At 67.0% G+C, this 21095-nt stretch carries 19 protein-coding genes and 1 pseudogene; 14 read left to right on the plus strand and 6 right to left on the minus strand.

Features of this window, described 5'->3' with window-relative positions; translation table 11 throughout:
* The first annotated feature begins 8 nt into the window (after positions 1-8).
* The 9 genes and pseudogenes from ACTWQN_RS03470 to ACTWQN_RS03510 all read left to right on the plus strand — a co-directional run bounded on the left by ACTWQN_RS03470 (position 9) and on the right by ACTWQN_RS03510 (position 9014).
* Positions 9-959, plus strand: coding sequence for an FkbM family methyltransferase (locus ACTWQN_RS03470; protein WP_443201832.1), 951 nt, complete (start codon positions 9-11; stop codon positions 957-959).
* A 13-nt stretch (positions 960-972) separates the two neighbouring features.
* On the plus strand, positions 973-1629 hold the full coding sequence (locus ACTWQN_RS03475) for an HAD family hydrolase (protein ID WP_443201833.1): 657 nt from the start codon (positions 973-975) through the stop codon (positions 1627-1629).
* A gap of 26 nt (positions 1630-1655) precedes the next feature.
* Positions 1656-2645, plus strand: coding sequence for an NAD-dependent epimerase/dehydratase family protein (locus ACTWQN_RS03480; protein ID WP_443201834.1), 990 nt, complete (start codon positions 1656-1658; stop codon positions 2643-2645).
* Positions 2638-3234: a D-glycero-alpha-D-manno-heptose-1,7-bisphosphate 7-phosphatase gene (locus ACTWQN_RS03485; protein ID WP_443201835.1), complete on the plus strand. Its 597-nt coding sequence runs from the start codon at positions 2638-2640 to the stop codon at positions 3232-3234. Before ACTWQN_RS03480 ends, ACTWQN_RS03485 begins: the two co-directional genes overlap by 8 nt.
* Positions 3231-4256 carry a GDP-mannose 4,6-dehydratase gene (locus tag ACTWQN_RS03490; protein ID WP_443201836.1) on the plus strand — a complete coding sequence of 342 codons (1026 nt, stop codon included), beginning with the start codon at positions 3231-3233 and terminating at the stop codon, positions 4254-4256. Before ACTWQN_RS03485 ends, ACTWQN_RS03490 begins: the two co-directional genes overlap by 4 nt.
* A gap of 239 nt (positions 4257-4495) precedes the next feature.
* A pseudogene (locus ACTWQN_RS03495) lies at positions 4496-4663 on the plus strand (hypothetical protein); the annotation flags it as partial.
* A 275-nt stretch (positions 4664-4938) separates the two neighbouring features.
* Complete coding sequence (locus tag ACTWQN_RS03500) at positions 4939-5340, plus strand: (2Fe-2S)-binding protein (RefSeq protein WP_443201837.1); 402 nt, start codon at positions 4939-4941, stop codon at positions 5338-5340.
* A gap of 195 nt (positions 5341-5535) precedes the next feature.
* Positions 5536-5760: a hypothetical protein gene (locus ACTWQN_RS03505; protein ID WP_443201838.1), complete on the plus strand. Its 225-nt coding sequence runs from the start codon at positions 5536-5538 to the stop codon at positions 5758-5760.
* A gap of 662 nt (positions 5761-6422) precedes the next feature.
* Positions 6423-9014, plus strand: a complete 2592-nt coding sequence (locus tag ACTWQN_RS03510) for a type I polyketide synthase (protein WP_443201839.1) — start codon at positions 6423-6425, stop codon at positions 9012-9014.
* A 293-nt stretch (positions 9015-9307) separates the two neighbouring features.
* On the opposite strand, the gene ACTWQN_RS03515 is transcribed toward ACTWQN_RS03510, so the two are convergent.
* From ACTWQN_RS03515 to ACTWQN_RS03530, 4 genes are all read right to left on the minus strand, one after another.
* Entirely contained in the window at positions 9308-9787 is a 480-nt protein-coding gene (locus ACTWQN_RS03515; protein WP_443201840.1) for a carboxymuconolactone decarboxylase family protein, read from the minus strand.
* 119 nt (positions 9788-9906) lie between these two features.
* Positions 9907-10800: an LLM class F420-dependent oxidoreductase gene (locus ACTWQN_RS03520; RefSeq protein ID WP_443201841.1), complete on the minus strand. Its 894-nt coding sequence runs from the start codon at positions 10798-10800 to the stop codon at positions 9907-9909.
* 433 nt (positions 10801-11233) lie between these two features.
* Positions 11234-12304: a methyltransferase gene (locus ACTWQN_RS03525; RefSeq protein WP_443201842.1), complete on the minus strand. Its 1071-nt coding sequence runs from the start codon at positions 12302-12304 to the stop codon at positions 11234-11236.
* Positions 12305-12341: 37 nt separating this feature from the next.
* Positions 12342-13412, minus strand: a complete 1071-nt coding sequence (locus tag ACTWQN_RS03530; RefSeq protein WP_443201843.1) for a methyltransferase — start codon at positions 13410-13412, stop codon at positions 12342-12344.
* A gap of 584 nt (positions 13413-13996) precedes the next feature.
* Here ACTWQN_RS03530 and ACTWQN_RS03535 point away from each other — a divergent pair.
* From ACTWQN_RS03535 to ACTWQN_RS03550, 4 genes are all read left to right on the plus strand, one after another.
* A complete protein-coding gene (locus tag ACTWQN_RS03535) occupies positions 13997-15043 on the plus strand; it encodes a type III polyketide synthase (RefSeq protein ID WP_443201844.1) in 1047 nt (348 codons plus the stop codon).
* 63 nt (positions 15044-15106) lie between these two features.
* Positions 15107-15664, plus strand: a complete 558-nt coding sequence (locus ACTWQN_RS03540; protein WP_443201845.1) for a cupin domain-containing protein — start codon at positions 15107-15109, stop codon at positions 15662-15664.
* Between the two features lie 2 nt (positions 15665-15666).
* Complete coding sequence (locus tag ACTWQN_RS03545) at positions 15667-16818, plus strand: DegT/DnrJ/EryC1/StrS family aminotransferase (protein WP_443201846.1); 1152 nt, start codon at positions 15667-15669, stop codon at positions 16816-16818.
* Positions 16819-16828: 10 nt separating this feature from the next.
* Entirely contained in the window at positions 16829-17827 is a 999-nt protein-coding gene (locus tag ACTWQN_RS03550) for a methyltransferase (protein ID WP_443201847.1), read from the plus strand.
* A gap of 70 nt (positions 17828-17897) precedes the next feature.
* Here the strand turns inward: ACTWQN_RS03550 and wrbA are convergent, their stop codons facing one another.
* Entirely contained in the window at positions 17898-18506 is a 609-nt protein-coding gene (gene wrbA / locus ACTWQN_RS03555; RefSeq protein ID WP_443201848.1) for an NAD(P)H:quinone oxidoreductase, read from the minus strand.
* 234 nt (positions 18507-18740) lie between these two features.
* Here wrbA and sigJ point away from each other — a divergent pair, with 234 nt between their 5' ends.
* Positions 18741-19670, plus strand: a complete 930-nt coding sequence (gene sigJ / locus ACTWQN_RS03560) for an RNA polymerase sigma factor SigJ (RefSeq protein ID WP_443202014.1) — start codon at positions 18741-18743, stop codon at positions 19668-19670.
* Between the two features lie 41 nt (positions 19671-19711).
* Here the strand turns inward: sigJ and ACTWQN_RS03565 are convergent, their stop codons facing one another.
* Positions 19712-21085: a nitrate/nitrite transporter gene (locus ACTWQN_RS03565; RefSeq protein ID WP_443201849.1), complete on the minus strand. Its 1374-nt coding sequence runs from the start codon at positions 21083-21085 to the stop codon at positions 19712-19714.
* Positions 21086-21095 lie beyond the last annotated feature (10 nt).

Genomic DNA, 21095 nt, shown 5'->3' on the forward strand with positions numbered 1-21095 from the left:
GGAACGCCATGACAGAGCACCCCTACGGCGGGCCGTCGCCCGCCGACTACGCGCTGACCGTGCAGCGCGCCAGCGCCGCCGGAGCGGCGAGCGTGGCGGGCGCCGACCCTACCGATGCCGGGCGCGCTACCGCGGCGCTGTGGCGGCACGTGGTGGCCCGGACGTTCCAGCGGCCCGGCCCGGTCCCCGAATGGCTGCCTGCCGCCCACGTGGATTCGGACGTGGGCGTGCTGCAGATCGACGGCGGCGACACGATCATCCGGCCGGAGATCGCCGAGACCCGGCGGTGGGAGGCCGATGAGGACGCCGCCATCCGCCGCATGGTCAAACCCGGCATGACCGTCCTCGACATCGGCGCGCACATCGGCTACTTCACCCTGCTCATGTCGCGGCTGGTGGGCCCGGAGGGCCGCGTGGTCGCCATCGAGGCCGACGCGTGGAACCACCAGTTGCTGGTGCAGAACCTCCTGCGCAACGGAGGCTCCAACGTCACGCCGGTCTTCGCCGCCGCCGGGGCCGCGCCCGGCGTAGCACACCTGCGTCGCGACCCGGAGGGCAACACCGGCGATCACCGGGTCCTCGACCATCCGTCCGACCTCGGCCACCCCGTGCCGATGGTGGCGCTGGACGACGTGCTCGCCGACGTCCCCGACATCGCTTTCGCCAAGGTCGACCTGCAGGGCGGCGACCACCACGCCCTGGTCGGCATGGAGCGCACGCTGCGCCGGTGCAGGCCGGAACTGCTGGTCGAGTTCTGGCCACCGGGCATCCGCGAACGCGGCGAGGACCCCGTCGACGTGCTCAAGACCTTCACCACGCTCGGCTACGAGCGCTTCGTCCTCGACGACCGCTACGTCCCCGACCCCATCGATCCGAAGCTGCCGGACGAGGAGTTCGTGCGGGCGGCCGAGACCACGGAACGGGAGTTCGTGAACCTGTTCCTGATCCCCGCCGACTGACCGGGGCCTGGCCGTGCCCCGCAGAATGCGCCAGCCCGCGCTGCTGCTGGATTCCGGAGGCGTGCTGATGCTCATCGACGGCGACGTCGTAGCCGTCCAGGCGGCCAGGGCAGGGGTGCGGGTCAACAGCTCGACCGCCCGCCGCGCCGTCTCCTTGGCCGCCCGCGACCAGGACTTGGACCCCGGGGCCCGCGCCCGGCCGTTCGCGCACGCCTGGGCCGCGCACGTCGGCTGCGCGCCCGAAGCAGCCGACCGCATGTGGGACACCATCCGGCGGGAGGTGGACGACACCGTGCTGTGGGGTGTGGTCAACCCAGACGCCCTGCGGCTGTTCGACGCCCTCCCGCGCGGTGTCCAACGCTACGTGGTCAGCAACGCCAACGGCCGTGCGCACGCCGAGCTGGCGGCGGCTGGTCTGCTGTCGCGATTGGACGGTGTACTCGACTCGGCCGTCGTCGGGATCGCCAAACCGGACCAGCGCATCTTCCGCATGGCCGCCGTCGCGCTCGATCGGCCGCTCGACGAGTGCCGCTACGTCGGCGACACCCTCGACGGGGCTCCGGCGGACATCCCGTCGACCATCCTCTACGACCCCTTCGACATCTACCCGGAGCAACCCGGCCGCTACACCCGAATCCTGGCCCTCGGGCAGCTGATCGACCTCATCTGACCCTCCATCCACAAGGGACTTGCCTCATGGACACACCAGGAGAGACCCCTGGCGACACACCGCGCACCGTGGTCACCGGTGCGGCGGGCTTCATCGGGGCGCACTTGGTGGCCGCGTTGCTGGCCGACCGGGTGCCGGTCACCGCCGTCGACCGGGTTCCGCGGGCCGCCGCGCACCGGTTGCCGTCCGACCCGCTGCTGCACTACTACGAAGCCGACATCAGGGACACGCGCGCCATCCGGCAACTGGCGGGCGGCGCGCACACCTTGTTCCACCTCGGCGCCAACACCGAGAACCGGACGTGGGCGCAGGCCGCGCGCGCGGACCTGGACACGACCGTGGGCGGCACGGTCGCCCTGCTCGAAGCCGTCGCCGACGATCCTCCGCGCACTGTGGTGATGACCTCCAGCCAACTGGTGTACGGGCCGCTGGCCGAGTCGGACGCCGACGAGTCCGCGCGCTACCCGCGCCCGGTGACCCGGTTCGGGGCGGGCAAGGCCGCCGCCGAAGCGTTCCTGTCGGCGGCGGCGCACGAGAACGGATTCCGCGCCATCGCCGCCCGGCTGTCCAACGTCGTCGGCGGCGGCATGCGGCGCGGCATCGTGCACGACTTCGTGACCCGCCTGCGCGCCGACCCCAGCAAGCTCGCCGTGCTCGGCAACGGTGCCCAAACCCGCAGTTTCCTGCACGTGTCGGACTGCATTGCGGCGCTGCGCCTGCTGGCCGACGGGGACGGCCCCAGTCCCGGCTTCGCGACCTACGACGTGTGCAACACCGACGCCACTTCGGCGGCGGACGTGGCGAGGATGGCGACCGCGGAGTTCCCCGGACCGACCGGGGCGGTCGTGCTCGGCGCGGGCGAACGGGGCTGGCTCGGCGACATCCCCACCGTGCGGATCACGCCCCAACGGCTGTGGCGGCTGGGTTGGCGCCCCCAGCTGGACTCGGCGGGCGCGGTGGGCGCCGCACTGCGCGAACTGATCGCCGAATCCGAGGTCGGGGCGCACGATGGGTGACGCGCCGCTGGACGCCGTGTTGCTCGACCGCGACGGCGTCCTCAACCGCAACCGCTCCGACTACGTCACCAACGTCGACCAGTGGCACTGGCTGCCCGGCGCGGTCGCCGGGTGCCGCGCGCTGGCCGGGATGGGCCTGCGGATGGCCGTGGTCACCAACCAGTCGGCCGTCGGCCGGGGCCTGCTCAGCGTCGCCGGGCTCGAACGCATCCACCAGCGCATGGTCGCCGACCTGGCCGCGGCGGGCGTGCCGCGGCCGGTGGTCGTGTACTGCCCGCACGTGCCCGGCGGGGGCTGCGAGTGCCGCAAACCGAAAGCGGGCCTGCTGCGGCGCGCGGTCGCCGAACTGGCGGCCGCGCCCGAGCGGACGCTGCTCGTCGGCGACCACGACTCCGACCTCGCCGCGGCCGAGGCGCAGGGCTGCTGGTCCTTGCACGTGCGGTCCGGGCGCGGCGGTCCCGGCCGCCCCCGCGTCGGCTACCTCGGCAGCGTCCCCGCGCTGCGGCACGCCGCCGAGCTGGTGCGCGCCCTGGCCGCCGCGGGGTGGGTGGCTGGCCCGCGGCCGACATCGAAGGAGGAGAGCGCATGAGGCGCGCATTGATCACCGGGGTGACCGGGCAGGACGGTTCCTACCTGGCCGAACACCTGCTCGCCGAGGGATACCAGGTGTGGGGCTTGGTCCGCGGCCAGGCCAACCCGCACCGCGACCGGGTCATCGAGGGAGTGCGCGTGGTGGAGGGCGACCTGCTCGACCAGAGCAGCCTCGTCGCCGCCGTCGACCGAGCACAACCCGATGAGGTGTACAACTTGGCCGCCATCTCCTACGTCCCGATGTCCTGGCACCAGGCCGAACTGACCGCCGAGGTGACCGGCCTCGGGGTGCTGCGCATGCTGGAGGCCATCCGGATGGTCAGCGGCATCGGCCGCGCCGGGGCCAGTCCCGGCGCGGGCATCCGGTTCTACCAGGCTTCGTCGTCGGAGATGTTCGGCAAGGTCAGCGAGGTGCCGCAGAACGAAGCCACCACCCTGCACCCGCGCAGTCCGTACGGCGTGGCCAAGGCCTACGGGCACTTCATCACCCGCAACTACCGCGAGTCCTTCGGCCTGCACGCCGTCTCCGGCATCCTGTTCAACCACGAGTCGCCCCGGCGGGGCCGCGAGTTCGTGACCCGCAAGATCACCCTGTCCGCGGCCCGGATCAAACTCGGCCTGCAGCGGGAACTCCGGCTGGGCAACCTGGACGCCGTGCGCGACTGGGGCTTCGCGGGCGACTACGTCCGCGCCATGCGCCTGATGTTGGCCCAAGACCGTCCCGCGGACTACGTCGTGGGCACCGGGCACATGCACAGTGTGCGCGACGTGGTGCGGATCGCGTTCGACACCGTCGGCTTGGACTGGCACGACCACGTGGTGATCGATCCCCAGTTCGTCCGGCCCGCCGAGGTGGAGTTGCTGTGCGCGGACTCCACCCGAGCCCGCGTCGAACTGCGGTGGACCCCGACGGTCGAGTTCGAGGACCTCATCCGCATGATGGTCACCGCCGACCTCGAACGCAGCGCCCGCGAACAGCAAACCCCGGTAGCCACCCCGCAGGAACACCGCGCATGGTGAATCCGGCGGGCTTTGGAACAGCGGACAGATCGCACCGGCCGTCGACATCGATGGCGCTCCCGTCCACGTCGAGACCAACGGAGCAATGCCATCGACCGTCTCATGTGAACGGTGGGATCCGGATGCGCTGCTGACCGCACGCAGAGGTTCGAGTCGCCCTGGCGAATTGATTGATAGGAGTTTCTGATTTGCAGATCAACGAGGACGGCAAGGCGTGGTTCGAGCTTCCCAAGCTCGAAATGGGGCAGGGAATCAGCACGAGGATGGCGATGATCATCGCCGAGGAACTCGACGCGCGGCCGAGCGATGTTGTCATCGAGCAGTCCTACGACGACTCGGCGGCCCGCCGGATGCCGGGTGTCGCGGCCGTGGCACGGATCCCCTCCGGCATCGCGGTGTGCGCGGAGGACACCTGGCAGGCCATGGAAGCGGCCAAGAAGGTCGAGGTCACCTGGAACCCTGGCCCGGGTGCGAACAGATCCGACGAGAACATCTTCGCTGAGCTGGCCGACAACACCGGGAGTCTGATCGAGGCCGCGCAGATCTCCAAGGCGAACCTGGTGGCCTCGGCGACAGTTGTGGCCCCGGCTCGGCCGCCGCGGTCGCGAACGCCTACGCCCGTGCGACCGGGACCTCGCCGACTACGTTCCCGGTCAACTTCTAGCAGGGAGATCGACTACACATGCCGAAGTACGAATTCACGGTCAACGGCGAGGGTGTCGATGTCGATGTCCCGGCCGAGATGCCGTTGTTGTGGGTGTTGCGGGACAAGCTGCGCATCACCGGCCCGAAGTACGGCTGCGGTGTCGGGGTGTGCCGGGCCTGCACCTGCCTGATGGGCGATGAGGAAGTGCAGACCTGCATGGTGCAGGTCAAGGACGCCGACGGCACCGAAGTCACCACCATCGAGGGCCTGGCCGACGGCGACGAGCTGCACCCCAAGAATCGGGGTGTGGGCCAGGAAATACACCCAATTGCCCTGCTACAGCTGGCCACACCGCTGCCCTGGTCCGTCGAGGCCCCGCCCCGGTGGCCCAGGCAGCGTAGCTCACCCTGGATTCGGACGACGCCCCAGGTCGGGTGACGTTCAACGATCACATCGTGCCCATTGTGGCCGAGACCCGTGGGCTGTGATGATGGACAGGTTCCGCGGGTGCCTGTTCCTCGTGGATGGTCTGCGCAACGTTTGTCGCCCATCAGCGATGCACGTCGCACGGATCCCGATCGTCATGTCCCTTCTCGACCGCACCCGCGGCAGGTGGGACGGAGAAGGGACCGCATGACCTTGGCACGACACTCCGGTCCGCCACGCGAGCAGGGAAGGTTCTCTGAGGCGCGTGCTAGCGGGCAGCGTCAGGAAGCGATCCAGAGCGGCAGAGCCGCGCGCACGGTCGCCGATCATGCTGTCAGCGCCCAGGACTGCGACGAGCTGCTGGCGATGCTCGGTCTGAAGGCGGTGGACGGCAAACGGCACGGACGGGCCGCTGGCACCACGGTGTCCTGAAGTGGCCGTCTCGGCTTCTGCTATCGACGGGATCGGTGCTTGACGCGACCGTCGAAGCGTCAGGCTGTCACGATGAGCGCCGTGCGGGGATGGACCGTGTGCATTCGCGGCCCGCTCGACACGCGCCGAAGGCTTGAACCTCTACCCCAGCCGAGCTGTCGAGCGTGGTGAGGCGCTGTCGTGGTGAGGCGCTGTCGTGGTGAGGCGCTGTCGTGCCGAGACCATCATCCGCTGCCTGTCAGTATTCGCGTCAACGGTGGGAGTGGGAGGAAAACGGGAGAATAGCGCCGGTCAACTGCATCCAGGATCAGTCTGCCCGATCGGGCACCGATGATCTGCGATGCCCGCCGACCTCGGCTAGTCCGTCCTGTTCGGACAGTCGGTGGACCTTCATGCGAACGGCCGCCAAGTTGGCACCAACCCGCTGAGCAGTCCCAGCCAAGTCCGGTGGCCGAAGCTGTTCTGGGCACGGCGCAGCGGGAAGGGGTCACCGCCATGGCATCCGCTGGACGCCAGGTCACCATGACCCGGTGCTCGATATGACCCGTGCTCGATATGCCCCGGTGCTCGATGCAGAACGGCTCCACTCGTGCGCCGAGGTACTGCGAGATGTGTCCGGTTGGTCCAGTACCAGGCGGGACGACCGCACGGGGGACACTGACATGACGAACGAATTCACCGCCACCAACGAAGCCGCACCGCTCGACCCGGGCGAGCACATCGCCATAGTGGGGATGGCGGGCCGCTTTCCAGGAGCAGCCGACATCGCCGAGTTCTGGCGGCACTGCGTGGACGGCGCCGACCGCGTGTCGACCTGGCACCTGCCACCGGATTCCGGCCGAGTCGGCGCGGGCGGCCTACTCGCCGACATCGACCGGTTCGACCCGGCGCCGTTCGACATGACACCCACCGAAGCCACCGTCATGGACCCGCAGCACCGGATCTTCCTGGAGCTGTGCTGGCACGCGCTGGAGTCCGCGGCGGTAGTCCCCGGGGACGACGAGTTGATCGTGTCGGTGTACGCGTCGGCCGCGCCCAGCACGTATCGGCTGGCGGGGTCCGCCGATCTCGGCGCGAACGAACGCTACCTCCGCATGCTGGCCTCCGGTGCCGACTTTCTCGCCACCAGGGTCAGCCACCTGCTCGACCTGCGCGGTGAAGCCGTCTCGGTGCAGACGGCGTGCTCTTCCTCCCTGGTTGCGGTGCACCTTGCCGCGCAGCAGGTGCGCGCCGGTCTCAGCGACGTGGCCATCGCGGGCGGCATCTCCGTGGACGTCGACCAGGACCTCGCGCACCCGCGCCAGGACTGGATGATCACCTCGCCGGACGGTCGCTGCAGGCCGTTCGACACCTCGGCCAACGGCACCGTGCACGGCTACGGCGGCGGCGTGGTGGTGCTACAACGTCTCGGCGACGCGCTCGCCCAGGGACGGCGGGTGCACGCGGTGCTGCGGGCGACCGCGACCAACAACGATGGTCGGACCAAGGCGAGCTTCATGGCGCCGAGCGTGCGTGGCCAGTCGGAGGTCATCGCCAAGGCCCTGGCCGCAGTTCCGGCGGAGTCGATCGGCTACTTCGAGGCGCATGGCACCGGCACGCGCACCGACGACCACATCGAAATCGAAGCGGCGCGGCGTGCCTACGCCCAGCACACGCAGGCGACCGGTTTCTGCGTGTTGGGCTCGTTGAAGTCGAATTACGGCCATCTCGGCCGGGCGGCGGGCATCGCTGGACTGATCAAGGCGATCTGCGCGGTACGCGACGGCATCCGCCCGCCGCTGTCGGGCTTCCGCGAACCGAATCCGGACATCGACCTCGCGCGGTCGCCGTTCCGGATTCCGCTCGCCGCCGAGCCGTGGCCGGACACGCCTCGACGTGCCGCGATCAGTTCGTTCGGGGTGGGCGGCACCAACGCGCATGCGATCGTCGAGCAGTACGTCCAGGAGGACACGGCGCGGCCAGCGGACATCCCGGTGGTGTTGCCACTGTCCGCCGCCGACGCCCCAGCGCTGCGGCGCACCGCGGACGCGCTCGCCGAGCGCTTCGACCGCGACGCCGGTCTGGCACTCGCCGAGGTCGCGCACACTCTGGCGGCGGGACGGTACGCGCACCGCGGTGCCCGGTCGGCCGTCGCGGTGCCCTGCCGCGCGCAGGCCGCCGCAGCCTTGCGAACGGTGACACCGATGGCGCCAGCCGCAGCGGGCGGCCTGGTGTTCGTCTTCCCGGGCCAGACCGGTGGCGACGACGACTTCACCGGCATCTACCGCGCCATTCGGGTGTTCCGGGCAGAAATCGACGCGTGCGCCGCCGCGCTGGACATCGATCCGATGTTGCTGCTCAGCCGGGCCGTTGACGCCATGCCGCCGTACCAACCGGCACTGGTGGCCGTCGAAATCGCGTGTGCGAAGGTGCTGCTCGCCGCTGGCATCCAGGCGCACGCAGTGCTCGGCAGCAGCCTCGGTGAGTATGCCGCGGCGCATCTTGCCGGTGTGTTCGAGCGCGGGCCGCTCATGCGGTTGCTCGACACCCGGGACGCACTCATGCGCCGCTGCGAACCGGGAGCGCTGCTGGCCGTCGCCGCCGGTGCGGATGCCGTCGCAGACCTGCTCGGGCCGAATCTCGTGTTGGCGGTGAACGCCGCCGAGGACCGCGTCGTGCTCTCCGGTCGCCCCGAAACGGTGGAGAACGCGCACCGCGAACTCGGCGAACGCGGAATCCGGTCCCGACTCCTGCCCGGCGACATCGCGTTCCACTCACCGCTGGTGGCCACCGCCGCGGCCGAGTACGAGAAGGCGGTGCGATCGGCCCGGCCAGCGCCCGCGACGGCCCCGATTGCCTCCACGCTGACCGGAGCCGTGCCGGACGCGGACGCATGGTCCGACGCGGAGTACTGGTCGCGTCAACTCGCCGAGCCGGTCCGTTTCGCCGATGCGGTGCGGGCCACGACCGCGCGCGGGAACCGGCGGTTCGTTGAGCTGGGCCCCGGCAGGGCGCTCGCCGCGCTCATCCTTCGCGGCTCACAGGCGGAACCGGTGAGCGCGGTCTCCATCGGTGGCCATGCTGACGGTCCCTTCGCCGGGATGGCCACCGTGCTCGGCCGGATCTGGGCCGAGGGCACGCCGGTTGACTGGGACGCGGTCAACGGCACCAACGATCAGCGCTTCGCCGAGCTGGCCGGATACCCCTTCGCCACCAATCGGTTCTGGGACCACGACCCGGAGTCCGCCTGCCCCGAACTGGCCGAGCCGGTCTGATCTCCGGCGCCACTGCCTGGCTGGAAGGCTAGCTACCGGGCCAGAACAACGCCCCCGGCGAAGAGGCCGGGGGCATGTGCTGCTGGTGCGAGACGGCATCGGCCGTCCCGGCCAGGTGATCCTCGTTGTTAGAGCCTGTCTTTGAAGTGGTCGTGTCGGGCTGTCCGCCTCGGGTGAGGTGGGCGATTTCGCGCGAAATCGCCGTCTCCCACGCGGGGCGGGTGGCGATTTCGCGCGAAATCGCCAGGTCTGCCACCCGCACCGCAACGCAAAACGAGTCCGAAGACAGACTCTTAGATCAGTGCCTGGCCGGGCTGGTAGGTGCCGTCGGTAGGCAGCTGGACGATGACGTTCATGCGGTTGAAGGCGTTGATGATGGCGATGGTGGCCACCAGCGCGGCGAGCTGCTCCTCATCGTAATATTTGGCCGCGTTCGCCCAAGCCTCGTCCGTGACACCACCGGCCGCGTCGGCGGTGCGGGTGCCCTGCTCCGCCAGCTCCAGAGCAGCACGTTCGGCTTCGGTGAATACCGTGGCCTCTCGCCAGGCCGCGACCAGGTTGAGGCGCACCGCGGTCTCCCCGGCATGCGCGGCCTCTTTGGTGTGCATGTCGGTGCAGAAGCCGCAGCCGTTGATCTGACTGGCCCGGAGCCTCACCAGTTCCTGCGTCGTGGCTGGCAGCTTCGAGGCCGCGACCGCATTGTGCGCCGCGGTGAGGCACTTCAGGACCTTGGTTGCGACCTGGCTGCCGAAGAGGTTCAAGCGGGCATCCACGGTGAGCTCCTCTGCCGTTGCTGATGTTCAAACATCGCTGACGGGTTACACATCTCCGACGAGGTAGCTCGGCAAGATGTGAGCTGGACGAATGTGATCCTGGATATTGGCCGACTCGGTCAGAAGCGGGACATGGCTTCGGCGATGTCCTTGAGGAACTCTCGTTCCGCGCCGGTCGGGAGCATGATCACGACGCGATCAGCACCGGCCGCCTGGTAGTCGTCGAGCCGGTCGAGCCGAGCGAGGAAGACGGTGACCTCCATGCGCCCACGACCCGCTGCTGCGGCACGCTCGTGCAGCTCGGAGATCCGCGCCTGGAAGAAGCCCATGTCGTCGTGGTGACCGGGCATCCACCCGTCGCCGAACGCCAGCACCCGGTCCAGAACGGTGGGGCCGTCCCCTCCGACGAGTACCGGCGGCCTCGGGGTCTGAAACGGTTTCGGCCAGGAGTAGATGGGGTCGAACTCGACGAACTTGCCGTGGTACTCCGCTTTTTCGTTCGTCCAGATCCGCTCCATCGCCTCCATCCGCTCGGCCATCAGCGTCATCCGGGTGCGGTAATCGGTGCCGTGGTGATTGATCTCCTCGCGGTTCCACGGCGAGCCGACCCCGACCCCGTACAGCAGCCGCCCACGCGACAACTGGTCGAGGGTGGCGACCTGCTTGGCCAACCAGATGGGATCCCGCTGCACCACTAGGCAGATCCCGGTGCCGATCCGCAGGGTCGAGGTGACGGCGGCCATCGAGGCCAGAGTCACGAACTGCTCGCGGTTGCGGTAGAAGTCGCGGGGCATATCGCCCCCCGCGTCCTCGAATCCCGCGCTCAGGTCCTTGCGCTCGGCAATGTTGGCGGTCTTCTCGTTCCCGGCACCGAAGGGGACCCGGCGGGTCACCGGCACGTGGCTGTGGTCTTGCACGAAGATCGACTCGATGCCAAGCCCCTCGGTTTCGCGGGCGAGCTCAAGCGGGTCGAGGCCCTCGTCCGAGTTCATGGAGAAAACACCGAACTTCATTCTTCTTCACCTCTGCCTCTCCGGTCGGACGTCGAGTCCGGCCGGTTCAGGTCATGTTCTGGGTCACGAATGCCGAATGTGGTGGGCGATCGGGACCGGACAGCCGCGTTCAGCCACCGCAGGACACGAGGATCGGCACCGCATCCGGGTATGAGATCCCGCGCCGCGTAGCTGCCTTTCGAACCTGGTCGGATGAAACCCTGAGTAGGTCTCACCCTTCCAGGTCGGAAAGCATCTACCAGCTATGGCGATACCTCGCATCGCTTCTCACCGGTAGATCCAGGCTCAACAGCTCGCGCAAATTGGGACTGACCGCAGGCTGGTATCAGGCAAGCGGCGAAGCCGCTTTCCACCACCTACGCAACCGGCACCGCTGAGGTTCCGCCACCCGCACCGCCACGCAAACCAATTTGCGCACTCTCCACTCGACTGATCATGCGGTCTTCGTCGCGCACAGGATGGCCTGTACGGGGATGACATCCGGCGGGATGTCGGCAGCATCCTTGGTAATCGCCTTCGTGACCTTGAACCCGCACTCCTCCAGCCAATTCTGGTACGTCGACAGCTTCTGCGGCCCGCCCTGCCCCATCGTGGAGCCGAGGAAGAAGGCCGGGAAGAAGTCAACGTTGTAGTTGTCGGAATCTTTGATGTCTTCGGGGTACACCGGCACCAGAATGTTGACCTGCCCACCGACCTCCAGCGACCCGTTGACGCCTTGGAGGATCTTGAACACATCATCCTTGTCGAACATGTCCAAGAAGTGCTTGATCAGCACGACGTCGAAGCCCTCGGGGACGCCATCGAAGACGTTGCCGCCGATGAAGGAGCAGTGCTCCGCCACGCCGTTAGCCCGGAAGTTCGCCAGGCATTCCTTTTCCTTTTCGGGCAGGTCGAACGTGGTCACCCGAAGCCCCGGCGACACCTTCAGCTGGTAGGTGTGAATCGCCCCAAGACCGGTGTTTCCGGCGAGGTCGAGAACCCGTGAGCCGGATGGGATGTCGACGTTCTCGAAGAACCACGGATCCATGCGGGCCGTGACGGTGTCCATCAACGTTGCCCAGGACTCGCGCAGGTCCTGGTGCTCCGCCACCGCGCCGTACAGGGTTCCATCGAATCCGTAGAGCTCTTTGAGACCGACGACCGTGCCGGTCCGCACGCTGTCGGTGAGATAGAACAACTGCCGGAGCGCGACGACCTTGATCATGTTCATGTAGGTGACTGCTCGCTGGAGGTCGGCCTTGGCGACATCCGCGAGCTCGTCGAGGGAGTAACCGTCGGACCCTGCGTCGTAGGCGAGGAAGCGCTCCTTGACCAGCAGCTGCAGCAGCTGCTCCACGTGGTCCGGTTTGGCGCCGACGGCGTCACCGAGCTTGACCGCGGTCATGCCGGGGTTTTCCCGAAGCTTGTCGATGATGCCGAGTTCGAAAGCGGACAGCAGGTTCATGAATAGCCCGGGCCCCACCATGTATTCGCGGAGTCGTGCGAGCGTGGCTTCAGGTGTCATTCAAGTAATCCCTTTACGAGGCCATGAGGTCAGCTGATCATGCGGTTTTCGTCGCGCACAGGACGGCCTGCAGCGGGAACGCGTCCGGCGGTATGGCGGCGGGGTCCTCAACGGTTACCTTGGTCATCTCGAAACCGCACTCTTCCAGCCAGCTCCGGTACGTCGACAGCTTCTGCGGCCCGCCCTGCCCCATGGCGCAGCCGAGGAAGAACACGGGGTAGAAGTCAACCGAGCGCGAGTCGAAGTCCCTGACGTTGTCCTGGTACACCGGAACCAGGACGTTGACCTGCCCGCCGACGTCCAGGGACTTGTTGACGTTGGCAAGGATCTTGCACGCATCGCTCTTGTCGAACAAGGTCACGAAGTGCTTGATCAGCACGACGTCGAAACCTTTGGGGACCTCCTGGAAAACGTCACCGCCGATGAACGAGCAGTGCTCCTCCACGCCATGAGCCCGGAAGTTCGCCAGGCATTCATTTTCCTTCTCGGGCATGTCGAAGGTGACCACCCGAAGCCCCGGCGACGCCTTCAGCTGGTAGGTGTTGATCGCCCCGAGACCGGTGTTTCCGGCGAGGTCGAGAACCCGTGAGCCGGATGGGATGTCGACGTTCTCGAAGAACCACGGATCAACGCGCGCGGTGCCCAAATCCATACTCGTAGCCCAGGTCTCACGCAGGTCCTGGTGCTCAGCCACGGCGTCGAACAGGGTTCCCTCGAATCCGTAGAGCTCTTTGAGGCCGACGACCGTGCCGGTCCGCACGCTGTCCGAAAGATAGAACAACTGCCTGAGCATGGTGACCTTGACCAGGTCCATGAAGGTGAGCACTCGCTCGATATCGGCCTTCGCGACGCCCGCGAGCGCGTCGAGGGAGTAGCCGCCGGACCCTGCGTCGTAGGAGACGAAACTCTCCTTGACCAGCAGATGCAGAAGCTGCTCCACGGCATCCGGTTTGGCGCCGACGGCGTCACCGATCTCGACCGCGGTCATGCCGGGGTTTTCCCGAAGCTTGTCGATGATGCCGAGTTCGAAACAGGACAGCAGGTTCATGAATCGCGCGGGGCCCACCATATATTCACGAAATCGCGCGAGTGTAGCTTCTGCGGTCATGCACTAGTCCCTTCGGGTTGGTTGTCTCGACTACCGCGGCGCACCAGATGAAGCCGATGCCCACCTCGATGAGGAACATTCGGTCGCCAGTTCCGGTGTGGCCAACATGGCTACCGCGAGGCCAGGTTGAGCGTTGCAGGGGAAAGTCAGCGGCGCGGGGTTAACCCCGCTCGGTGATCCTGGGTCTGACGCAGCCGTATTGATCGAACGGATCGGCACCATCCCTTCCCTCCCGCGACTTGGAAGCGAGTCTTCCGGATGAGCCCTAGCTACCTCAGTCATGATCAGTCATGGCGGTGTCCCTTTGCCGCTGCTCCATGCGCCGAGCAGCATCGGGCACCGGACTTGGCTGGGACTGTTTGGTCGGTTGGCGTGGACTTGGTGGTTTGCGGTTGCGTGGTGCGGATGCTGTCGCGGGTTTGTTGGCAGTTGGGTGCCAAGTCGGTGGCAAGTGGGGTGGGTGAGGCTGGGGGGTGGCTGCGTTGGCCTGTTGGGGAGTCGGGTGGAGTTTCTACAGAAGGTAGATGCTGGTTATGGCTACGTTGTGTAAGCCGTCGGTTAGTGTGCCGGAATATGTTGTGACGATGGACGAGACGTTGGATTTCGCGGAGCGGTTGCATGCGGGCAAGTCGCAGTTGCCGTTGGCGCTTCGGTTGATTCGTAACACCGGGGTCCGGAAGCGGCATATTGTGCAGCCGATTGAGGAGACGTTGCGTCATCCGGGTTTTGCGGAGCGTAACCGCATCTACGAGGTGGAGTCGAAGAAGCGGTGCCCGGAGGTGATCGAGCGGGCCCTGGGGAATGCCGGTGTGACAACACAAGATATCGACGCGATTATTTATGTCTCGTGTACCGGTTTTCTGATGCCGTCGTTGACGGCGTGGCTGATCAACACGATGGGGTTCCGGTCGGATGTGGTGCAGATCCCGATCGCCCAGCTGGGGTGCGCCGCCGGTGGGGCGGCGATCAATCGCGCCCATGACTTTTGCACGGCCTACCCCGAAGGCAACGTGCTGATCGTCTCCTGCGAGCTGTGCTCGCTGTGCTACCAACCGGACGACGACGGAGTGGGGTCGCTGCTGTCGGACGGGTTGTTCGGCGACGCGGTCGCGGCCGCGGTGGTACGGGGCCGCGGCGGTGAGGGCATGGTGCTGGAACGCAATGCCTCGTATCTCATTCCCCACACCGAGGAATGGATCTCCTACGCGGTGCGGTCCACCGGCTTCCACTTCCAGCTCGACCGGCGGGTGCCGGGCACGATGGAACCACTGGCACCTGTGCTGCGGGAGCTGGCCGCCGACCACGGCTGGGACATCGCCAACCTCGGCTTCTACATCATCCACGCCGGTGGCCCACGGATCTTGGACGACTTGAGCAAGTTCCTCGGCGTCGACGAACACGCCTTCCGCCACAGTCGAGCGACCCTGACCGAATACGGAAACATCGCCAGCGCAGTCGTGCTCGAAGCACTCCGCGCACTCTTCGACGAAGACACCACCACGCCCGGCGCCCCCGGCGTCATCGCCGGTTTCGGCCCCGGCATCACCGCCGAAATGGCAGTCGGCACCTGGACCACTGACACACCACACACCACCGACGACAGGACCGCGGCACGAATCGCCGTGCCGTGAGCAAGAACGTCACGGCCCTGCCGTGAACGAGAACGTCGTACCAACACACGAGGAGACCATCGTATGGACGGTGTGGTCGTCCCACCCGGCCAGGGCCGGAAACTGATCACCAAAGCACAGGAAGTCACGTTCAAAGTCACTGGAGCACAAGGCGCCTTCGCCTCATGCTTCGAAGTCGTCGTGCCCCCCGGTTTCGACGTGGGAGCCCACATCCACCAAAACTCCCAAGAATTCTTCTACGTCCTCGACGGCGAGCTCGACCTCTTCGCCTTCGAACCCACCACGCAAAACCCCGCACGATGGCAAGACTGGGAATCCCCCAACGGAGACCGACCACTGCGCGCCGGCCCCGGCAGCTGCATGTTCGTCCCCCCCGGATGTCCCCACGCCTTCACCAACCCCACCACCACACCCACCCGCATGCTCTTCCAAAGCTACCCAGCACCCGATCACGAACACTACTTCGAAGAAATCGTCGAAATCTTCTCAACCGGCCGAACCATCGACCCCCACGCCATCCAACAACTCCGCGACCGCTACGACATCAACCAACTCACACCACTCCACCACACACCACCTACTCCCCTGAATTCCTATCGAGAAACGGAACGTGGAGCGTAGCGGTGACCACACTGGACAATGTTCCCCTGGTTCACGCAAGTTTGGGGGAGAAGGAACTGGCAGCCGTCGCGGAGGTGTTCGCCTCAGGCTGGCCAGCCGGTCAGGGCCCGAGGGGACCGGCACTGGAGATGGAGCTGGCCAAACGTTATGGGGTTGCTGGCGCGGTCGCGTTGAGCAATTGCGGCGCCGCGCTGCACCTGGCCATGCTGGCGCTCGGCGTCGAGCCAGGCGACGAAGTGATCGTCGCCGACTACACCTTCCCGGCTCCTGCCCACGCGGTGCGCTACGTCGACGCGGTCCCCGTCTTCGCTGACGTGCGTGCCGATACCGGCACCGTGGACCCGCAGGCGGTGGCGGACTTGGTCGGTCCGCGAACCGTGGGTGTGATCGCGGTGGACACGGTCGGTCTGCCCGCCGACTACGCGGAGCTGAAGTCGATCACAGACCGCCACGGACTGTTTCTCGTCGAGGACGCCGCATGCGCAGTTGGCGCCACGTACCAGGGCCGCCAGGCTGGCACGCTGGCACCGGTAGCCTGCTTGTCCTTCCACGGACGCAAGGGAATCACAAGTGGTGAGGGCGGGGCTTTGCTCACTGCCGATCCAGCACTCGCGGACGATGCGCGGCTGCGGTCGTCCTTCGGTATTGAACCGATCTTCGGTCAGGCACGGGTCATCGGCCTGCCGATCCCGGAGTTCACCAAAATCGGCTACAACTTCAAGCTGTCCGACATTGCCGCCGCGATCCTGCAGGTGCAGTTGGGCCGGATCGATGAGCTGCTGGACCGGCGGAACGCGTGCGCAGCGCGCTACCGCGAATTGCTCGCCGACGAAGAACTCATCACGCTGCCGCACGTGCCGCCGGACCGCACCCACGCGTGGCAGTCCTACCAGGTGACGTTGGATCCGAGCGTCGACCGTGCGGGCGTCGCCGCCGACCTCCGTGCTCAGGGCATCGGCTGCGGGCACGGTACATGGGCGTGCCACCTGCAGCCGGTGTACGGGACGAAGCAGTCGTGCCCGGTCTCGGCGGACCTCTTTCAGCGCACTCTCGCCATCCCCATGCACGCCGAGCTCAGCATGAACCAGGTCGAACGGGTCGCGGAAACCCTGCGTAGCACGCTCCGGACCCACGCGCGTCCACAGCGGACCTAGGAAGGGCAGCATGCAAAACAGCCAACCGACGCCGGATCGGATTCTGCGGCTCATCAACGGCTACTGGGCCACCGGCATCCTCGGCGCAGCGGCGAGCCACTCGCTGTTCAATCACCTCGACGCCGGCGCGGACACCGCCGACCAACTGGCTGCCCAAGCCGGGATCTCCGAGCGGGGCGCGCAAACCCTCCTCGACGGGCTCGTCAGCCTGGGCTTGGTCGAGCTGCGGGACGGCAGTTACCGCAATGCCGCCGAAGCAGCCGCCTTCCTGGTCGAAGGCCAGCCCGCCTGCTTGAGCAACTTCGCCAAACTCAAGCAGGCCCAGATGGGCAGCTTGGCGGACCTGCCTGATGTAGTCCGCACCGGGGGGCCGGTGACGGACGCAACGGTGGAGGTGGCCGACAACCCCCATTGGGAGAATGTGGTCCAGGCCATCGCCGCGCAGTCTGTTCCGGTGGCGACGATCGCCGCCGACCTGCTGCGACTGGCAGCGGCTGGAGAGATCTCGATCCTCGACGTAGGCGGTGGATCAGGCATCTACTCGGCCACCTGGCTCGGGCTCAACCCGGCCGCCCGCGCGACTCAGCTCGACTGGGGACCGATTAACGCGATCGCCCGTCGGCTTGTGGCCGAGCGAGGCGTGGCTGACCGATTTACCTGCATCGACGGTGATTTCCACACCGCCGACTTTGGCGCCGCCGCTTACGACATCGCGGTGTACTCCCACATCGCCCACCAGGAGGGGCCGGAGGACAACATAGCGATCTTCACCAAACTCCGGGCGGCCCTCAAACCCGGCGGCACGTTGGTCATCAACGACTACATCGTCGACGACGACCGAAGCGGCCCACCCTTCGCACTGCTCTTCGCCTCGGAGATGCTGCTCAAAAGCAAGCAGGGCGGAACTTGGCGGCGAGCCGATTACCACGCCTGGCTCGCCAAGGCGGGTTTCGAAGACATCTCGTTCCAGCCGACATCTTCGCCAGCCACATTGGTCTTCGCCCGGTAGCAAGCTCGCAGCGCGGATGGAAAGTGTGGCGGCCCCGGCGCACATGCCGGGGCCGCCGCCGCAACAGACCCTAGGCGGCGCGGCCAGCCTTGAGTGCCGCTGCGGTGCCGACGGCGCGCCGGGCCTGGTAACTGGCTGCTTCCAAGGCCACGTCGCTGGGCTCTCCATCGCCGCTCACGTGGGAGGTACCGTACGGATTGCCTGACTTGAACTGGACGGGGTCGGTGTAGCCGGGCGGCACGATGATGCCGCCCCAGTGGTAGAACGTGTTCGCCAGCGCCAAGAGGGTGGACTCCTGTCCGCCATGGGCGGTGTTGCTGGCGGTGAAAGCCGAGTACACCTTGTCGGCGAGCTTGCCCGCGAACCACAGGGGGCCGGTGGTGTCGATGAACGCCCTGAGCTGGCTGGTCGGGTTGCCGAAGCGGGTGGGGGTGCCGAACAGCACCGCGTCGGCCCACTCCAGGTCGTCGTGGCTTGCCTGGGCGACGTCGGCGGTTTCTTCTATGTGCTGGCCCCAAGCGGGGTTGGCACTGATCGCCTCCGGTGGGGCCGTTTCGGCGACCTTGCGCAGTCGCACCTGTGCGCCGGTCTTTGCCGCGCCCTCGGCGGCGGCTTGCGCCAGGGCGTGCACGGTGCCGGTAGCGCTGTAGTAGATGATCGCGACGTTCACGGAATCCATGATCAGTTTTCTTCCTTCGCAGTGCCGGAGGGGACGGTCGGACGAGTGGGCTGGGCAGCGCCGGTGCGGCGGTTGCGGCCATGGCGATTCGCATCCCGACCAGGGGCGAAGCGGATCTCCACCAGTACGACGACGCAATCCCTCGCTTTGTGAGGTGACGCGCCGACCTCACAGTTCGCCGCGTTGTCTCGTCGAACTGGTGAGGGAGGCGTGACCAAGGGAGTTGGCGACACCATGACCACGCAACGCGAGCCAGGAGACGGTCGGCTCGATCCGGGCCTGACCGCGATCATGAGCGAGCGGCGTCACCTGATCAATCTCGCGTACCGGCTCCTCGGCTCCCTGGCCGATGCTGAGGATGTCGTGCAGGAGACCTACGCCCGCTGGTACGCCCTGACCCCGCAGCAGCAGGACGCCATCGACTCCCCCGGCGGCTGGCTGACGACGGTCGCCAGCCGCATCTGCCTCGACCTGCTCGGTTCGGCCCGGGCCCGGCGGGAGAGGTACGTGGGTGAATGGATCCCGGAGCCGCTGCCCGACCGCACGGAGTGGATCAACGGGCGGTCGGGCGGCAACACCGTCGACCCGGCCGACCGGGTCACCCTCGACGAGTCGATCAACATGGCCTTCCTCGTCGTGCTCGAAGCGATGACCCCGGCCGAGCGCGTGGCGTTCATCCTGCACGATGTCTTTCGCTACTCCTTCGCCGACATCGCCGAGATCGTCGGCCGTACGCCAGCGGCATGTCGCCAGCTGGCCTCGTCGGCCCGCCGCCGCATTCGTGCGCCGCAGGTTCCCGCGACTCCGGCAGTCCAGCGCACCGACCTCGTCAGGGACTTCAAGCAGGCATGGGAGGCCAAGGACATCGACGCCCTCATCGGCCTCCTCGACCCGGACGTCACGACGATCGCGGACGGCGGCGGCCTCGCCAGCGCCGAGCTCCGCCCCGTCGAAGGCAGCGAGCAGGTCGCGCGCGCCTTCGTCGAAATCGCGGGCAGGACACCCGACCTGACGATCCTGGAGCGTACCGTCAACGGTCAGCCCGGTCTGGTGGTTCAGCAAGAGGGCGTCACCGTGACGGTGCTGGCGTTCGACGTGGCAGGCGACCGGATCAAGCACATCTGGGCAGTACGGAACCCGGAGAAGCTCCGGCCTTGGACATGAGCCGCCAACCCGCCGAACAGTGCCAGTCAAGTCCTGTGGGGTCACACGCCAGCGCGGACCAGCGTGAACTGCTCGGACGACCGGGCGAACTCGCCCCGCAGGTACACCGCCCAGGTAGTCACACCGCAGACCAGGTAGAACGCGAGGAAGGCGTAGCAGGCCACATCCCCGGAGCCGAAGCTCTGGAAGGAAGCGCGCAACGCCAGGTTTATGAACAACCCGCCGAGCGCGCCGACCGCACCGGCGACGCCGATCAGCGCACCGGTTAGCCGCCGTGCCTTCAGCACTTCCGGTTGTTCCGGCGCCCCTTCGGCGATGGCCAGCGCCGCCTTGGTGCGGAAGATCGCCGGGATCATCTTGTACGTGGAGCCGTTGCCGATCCCGGACAACACGAACAACACGACGAAACCGGCTGTGTACAGCGAAAGCGACTTCATGCTCGACGCGACGAGAGTCAGCCCGGTGCCAGCGGCCATCAGCAGGAAGGTGACCAGGGTGACCTTCGCCCCGCCGATCGTGTCGGCGAGCTTCCCGCCGAGCGGCCGGGACAGCGAACCGAGCAACGGCCCGAGGAAGGTCACCGCGGCGGCCTGCACCGGGGTGCGGTGGAACTGGTTCTGCAACACCAGGCCGAAGGCGAAGCTGTACCCGATGAACGAGCCGAACGTTCCGATGTAGAGGAACGACATCACCCATGCCTGCCGTTGCATGATCACCTCGCGCATCGCGCCGCGGTCGTTGCGCACGCTGGAGATGTTGTCCATGTACAGCACGGCGCCGAGGCAAGCCAGCACGATCAGCGGGATGTAGACCCACAGCACCAGCCGCGGGGCCGCCGCGCCCGCGATGCTCAGCATCAGCAACCCAACGAGCTGGATGACCGCGACGCCGAGGTTGCCGCCACCGGCATTGAGCCCAAGTGCCCAGCCCTTGCGGCGTTCCGGGTAGAAGGTGTTGATGTTGGTCATGGAGGACGCGAAATTCCCGCCCCCGACGCCGCCGACCGCGGCCACCAGCAAGAAAACCCAGAACGGGACGCCGGGCCGCATCACGATCGCGGCCAGGATGGTCGGCACCAGCAGCAGGCCAGCGCTGATGATCGTCCAGTTGCGGCCACCGAACCTCGCCACGGCCAGCGTGTAGGGCAGCCGGAGTATCGAACCGACCAGCGTCGGCGTGGATACCAGCAGGAACTTGTCCGCGGCCGAGAACTCGTAGGCCGGGCCCATGAACAGCACCAGGACCGACCACAGTGTCCATATCGAGAACCCGATGTGCTCGGCGAAGATCGAGAACACCAGGTTCCGGTTCGCGATCTTCTTCCCGGTGTTCTCCCAGAAATCTTCGTCCTCGGGTTCCCAGTGGTCAATCCATTTCTTCTTGCTCGACTCTTCGGTACTCGGGTTCGTGGCCATCTCGAATCCT

This window comes from Saccharopolyspora antiqui (assembly GCF_052246905.1).
Classification (GTDB): Bacteria; Actinomycetota; Actinomycetes; order Mycobacteriales; family Pseudonocardiaceae; genus Saccharopolyspora.

What these genes read in the sequence shown, in the direction of transcription:
- ACTWQN_RS03470 (WP_443201832.1), top strand. Translation starts at nt 9, where the DNA reads ATGACAGAGCACCCCTACGGCGGGCCGTCGCCCGCCGACTACGCGCTG.
- ACTWQN_RS03480 (WP_443201834.1), top strand. Translation starts at nt 1,656, where the DNA reads ATGGACACACCAGGAGAGACCCCTGGCGACACACCGCGCACCGTGGTC.
- ACTWQN_RS03485 (WP_443201835.1), top strand. Translation starts at nt 2,638, where the DNA reads ATGGGTGACGCGCCGCTGGACGCCGTGTTGCTCGACCGCGACGGCGTC.
- ACTWQN_RS03490 (WP_443201836.1), top strand. Translation starts at nt 3,231, where the DNA reads ATGAGGCGCGCATTGATCACCGGGGTGACCGGGCAGGACGGTTCCTAC.
- ACTWQN_RS03500 (WP_443201837.1), top strand. Translation starts at nt 4,939, where the DNA reads ATGCCGAAGTACGAATTCACGGTCAACGGCGAGGGTGTCGATGTCGAT.
- ACTWQN_RS03505 (WP_443201838.1), top strand. Translation starts at nt 5,536, where the DNA reads ATGACCTTGGCACGACACTCCGGTCCGCCACGCGAGCAGGGAAGGTTC.
- ACTWQN_RS03510 (WP_443201839.1), top strand. Translation starts at nt 6,423, where the DNA reads ATGACGAACGAATTCACCGCCACCAACGAAGCCGCACCGCTCGACCCG.
- ACTWQN_RS03520 (WP_443201841.1), bottom strand. Translation starts at nt 10,800, where the DNA reads ATGAAGTTCGGTGTTTTCTCCATGAACTCGGACGAGGGCCTCGACCCG.
- ACTWQN_RS03525 (WP_443201842.1), bottom strand. Translation starts at nt 12,304, where the DNA reads ATGACACCTGAAGCCACGCTCGCACGACTCCGCGAATACATGGTGGGG.
- ACTWQN_RS03530 (WP_443201843.1), bottom strand. Translation starts at nt 13,412, where the DNA reads ATGACCGCAGAAGCTACACTCGCGCGATTTCGTGAATATATGGTGGGC.
- ACTWQN_RS03535 (WP_443201844.1), top strand. Translation starts at nt 13,997, where the DNA reads ATGGACGAGACGTTGGATTTCGCGGAGCGGTTGCATGCGGGCAAGTCG.
- ACTWQN_RS03540 (WP_443201845.1), top strand. Translation starts at nt 15,107, where the DNA reads ATGGACGGTGTGGTCGTCCCACCCGGCCAGGGCCGGAAACTGATCACC.
- ACTWQN_RS03550 (WP_443201847.1), top strand. Translation starts at nt 16,829, where the DNA reads ATGCAAAACAGCCAACCGACGCCGGATCGGATTCTGCGGCTCATCAAC.
- wrbA (WP_443201848.1), bottom strand. Translation starts at nt 18,506, where the DNA reads ATGGATTCCGTGAACGTCGCGATCATCTACTACAGCGCTACCGGCACC.
- sigJ (WP_443202014.1), top strand. Translation starts at nt 18,741, where the DNA reads ATGACCACGCAACGCGAGCCAGGAGACGGTCGGCTCGATCCGGGCCTG.
- ACTWQN_RS03565 (WP_443201849.1), bottom strand. Translation starts at nt 21,085, where the DNA reads ATGGCCACGAACCCGAGTACCGAAGAGTCGAGCAAGAAGAAATGGATT.